Origin of the sequence: Psittacicella gerlachiana (assembly GCF_003585965.1) — a bacterium.
Taxonomy (GTDB): Bacteria; Pseudomonadota; Gammaproteobacteria; order Enterobacterales; family Psittacicellaceae; genus Psittacicella; species Psittacicella gerlachiana.
Genome location: NZ_NRJF01000149.1, coordinates 1 through 3,510, shown reverse-complemented (window position 1 = coordinate 3,510; position 3,510 = coordinate 1). Strand labels below are relative to the sequence as shown.

At 34.2% G+C, this 3,510-nt stretch carries 2 protein-coding genes; one reads left to right on the top strand and one right to left on the bottom strand.

Annotation, left to right across the window (positions count from 1 at the left end):
• Positions 1-599 precede the first annotated feature (599 nt).
• Positions 600-1,829, bottom strand: a complete 1,230-nt coding sequence (locus CKF59_RS05290; protein WP_119534923.1) for a chloride channel protein — start codon at positions 1,827-1,829, stop codon at positions 600-602.
• Positions 1,830-2,548: 719 nt separating this feature from the next.
• Between CKF59_RS05290 and CKF59_RS05285 the strand changes: the two genes are divergently transcribed.
• Positions 2,549-3,199, top strand: a complete 651-nt coding sequence (locus CKF59_RS05285) for an NAD(P)-dependent oxidoreductase (protein WP_119534922.1) — start codon at positions 2,549-2,551, stop codon at positions 3,197-3,199.
• Positions 3,200-3,510: the final 311 nt, after the last annotated feature.

Sequence of the window (3,510 nt, the reverse complement as noted above, 5' to 3'; positions counted from 1 at the left end):
TTTTAATTTAAAATTTTATAATTTCCTACTTATTAGATTAAAAGATTAACAAGTAGTGATTTTGTTTTTCTTAAAACAAAAGCTTAGTTTTAGTTTATGATTTTGCCGACTAAAACAAGCCTCTTGTTGACAGAGGTTGAAGTCAATTCAAACAACAAGATGTCAAATCCTCTTATTTTCCCATGTCTTTTTTACTTCCTCTTGGGAGATAAGAGAAACCTCTATCCTTTTTTAGATCAAATGTGAACAATTTTATATAGTTTAAGATCTCCTTAACCAAGGGGATCTTTTTTTGTGTCATGTTGAGTTTTGAGGTGTGAGATGAACCCGAGGATAAATCCGAAAAATTAGAGTAAGTTTGTTGAGATACTTGAGGGGTAAAGATTTGAAATAAGTTTTATATCTTTGTGATGATGAGATACAAAGGGATTTGTAAGGTGGGATTTGTAAAAGGAAGAGCAAAGGAAAGTCTTCTGAGGTTCGTAAGCTAGTTGTGAGAGATAATGAGATCTTTTTCTATCTTTATCTAGACTAAGTTTAAATGTAAAAAGCATAGGCAGTTAGCCTATGCTCAAGCAATTTTATTTTAATGTTATAAATTAGTGTTTTTTGCTTAAAGGAAGAAAATTTCCTACTGCCATGGCACAGACTACAGCAACTAAGCAAGGAACATAGGCATCAAAACCTTGTCCGGTAAAGCCAATAGTTAAAGCAAAAGCTGTAAGCGGTGCGTTCATGGATACGGCGAGGAAAGCTCCGGAACAAACTACCGCAGCCATGGTTACATCCATACTTGGAACATAGAGATGAATGAGACCACCAACTACTAAACCAAAGAGAGCTCCAAGAGCAAAACCTGGAGTTAAGGTTCCACCAAAAGCTCCAGCACGTAGATTAGCTAGTACCATAATCCATTTAAAGACAAAGAGTAAAGCTCCTAAGCCAATTGGAATTAACCAGTAAGCGGATTGAGCTGCTGAACGTCCATTACCAAGAATCTCTGGTAACCAAATTGCCACTATCCCCGTAAGAACAAAAACAAAAGGTAAGGTAATCATTAGTTCTTTACCATGACATCTATTGCTTTCAGCCCATTTTACTTGTTGTCCAAAGATTTTTGCTGGAATTCCTACAAGAACTCCTAGTAGTGCAGCCCAAGCTACATGAGCATTAGACATTTCAATTTGGGGTACTAAGTAAAATACTTCAGGAGATACGGTAATGCGAGCAACAAAAGTTGCAATTACCGAAGTACTTAAAGCAATTAAGGCATAAGGAATATTAATTACGCCAATGAGAATTTCAAGGGCAAAGATCGCACCTGCAAAAGGTACATGGTAAACGCCTGCAAGTCCAGCGGCTGCCCCACTTGCGACGAGAACGGAAAATAGTTTGGGGTCATCAATACGACAGAGACGATTTACTATACTTGCAAAAGTCGCTCCTACCTCACGAGGTGCTACTTCTCTTCCGATTGGAGCTCCGACTCCTACAGCGAAGATTTGCAGTAAAGAGTGAGCAAGGTTGTCATTAAAAGAAGGTTTTTTTCCTTCCATCATCCCTTTAATTCCGACTACAGGTTTACCTTTGAGTTGTAACCATGCCCACAGCGGACCAATAATTACTCCACCTATAGCTAAAGCATATAAACGACGTTGCCAAGTAGTATCATTAGTCACGATACGTTCGGTAGTCTCTGAGTGACCAAAGGCTAGAACCTCAACATGGTGAATTAACCAACTTAAAAAGGCTGCTCCAAGTCCAGCCATTACTCCAATGAGAATTACCGCAAGAGCGAGACGGAGTTTTAATAATAATTCTTGTTTCATGATTGGTAAAGAGATAAAAAATATCACGTATTTATGGAATATACTTCTTCTCTTTTAGAAGATAAAAAACTCTGTCATTATATAGCAAGATGGGAGATTTTACTATGCTAGATTAGAGGAGACGGAGTTGAGTCGACTAAGTTTAAGAGAAACAACCGAAAAATCTTAGGTGACACAAGTTTGCTTAATATTTTTTTCGGGAGGAAAGCTAAAGTTTTATTTTCATTCTTGGTACTTATGTTTCATTATTAATTTTAAAGCAAAAAATATCTTTTGTGGGAAAATCATCTTTATTTTTTCAGGAATTAGAGTATTTTTCCAAGAATTAGAAATCTAAGTTGGTTTTATTAGGATTTTTGTCCGAATTCTAATGTAGGATGTTGTTACCTCATTATTTGATTATTTTTAGAGAGTTATGGGGATAAAGTTATAGAGTTAAATGTACAACATTTGATCATCTCCTTTACCTTGCCTGATGATTTTTTAGAGGGGGAGAGTTAATGGTAAATATGAACTAAAAAAATTTAAAAAAATTTTTGAGCATTTGGAAAAGCTAGTTCTAAATTATTACTTTTTTGTAACCATGGAAGAAAAATGTAACTACTTTTTTCAGTATATTTTATTTTCTATAATGTACTTATCAAGCAAGGCTTGAATCGAACAACAAAAGATTTACAAATTATTAAAAGGCAAACAATAAAATAGAAAAGGATATTAAGATGAAAATTTTAGTAGTATCTTCAAATGGTAAAGTAGGTTCTTTAGTAGCAAAAGAATTAGTAAGCCGTGGGCACCAAGTAACAGGTTTATCTCGTTCAGCAAACAAAAATGATTTCTTAACTCATTACTTACAAAAAGATGTTTTAGAATTAACAGCTACAGATGTACTAGGTTATGAGGCGGTAATTAGTGCTTTTGGAATTTTAACGGGTGATCTAGAAGAAGCTGTAACAGCTTATCATCAAGTAAATTCTCATTTATTAAAGGTATTAGCTAATTCACCAGCAACTTTATACTTTGTCGGGGGTGCAGGTTCATTAGTAGTTGAACCAAAAACTGGTTTACGTTTATTTGAAACCCCAGACTTTCCTAAAGAGTACTATGCAATTGCCGCTGGTCATGCTAACTCTTTAGTAAATGATATCCGTGTGAATACACAAGTAAATTGGGTATTTGTTTCACCAGCAGCGATTTTTGATGACGCAGGTGAGTTTTCACGTAATGTAGTGATTGCAGGTTCTGACTTTACCGTAAATAATAAAGGTGAAAGCTACATTTCTTATATCGATTATGCTTGGGAATTAGCAAATCAAGTAGAAGCGAAAAAACTAAATCGTGCTTGGGTAAGTTTCCGTACAGGTAACAGATAAGAAAGTATAAAACTATATAAAGCTATAGCGAACTAAATTTAAGCTAAATAAAGTCGTATCGAGTTATAATTGGAGATAAAAGCCAACTTGCTAGATTGATGCTAGCGAGTTGGCTTATTTTATGAGCTTGTTTTAAGAATAAAATTTTTAAGCTTATAGCAAAGTCTCTTGAAATTAAAGCTAATAGCCCTTATATTTATTTTAAATAATAAGTGTATAAGAAGATTTTTTTAAGAATTGAGATCTATTTTTTTAAAGAAAACGGTAGTTTTTTGTAAAATTAATTCATATTAAACGTTACTAAATATCCC

Bases quoted from the DNA above. Each gene is read 5' to 3' on its own strand.
- CKF59_RS05290 (WP_119534923.1), bottom strand. From the start codon at position 1,829: ATGAAACAAGAATTATTATTAAAACTCCGTCTCGCTCTTGCGGTAATT.
- CKF59_RS05285 (WP_119534922.1), top strand. From the start codon at position 2,549: ATGAAAATTTTAGTAGTATCTTCAAATGGTAAAGTAGGTTCTTTAGTA.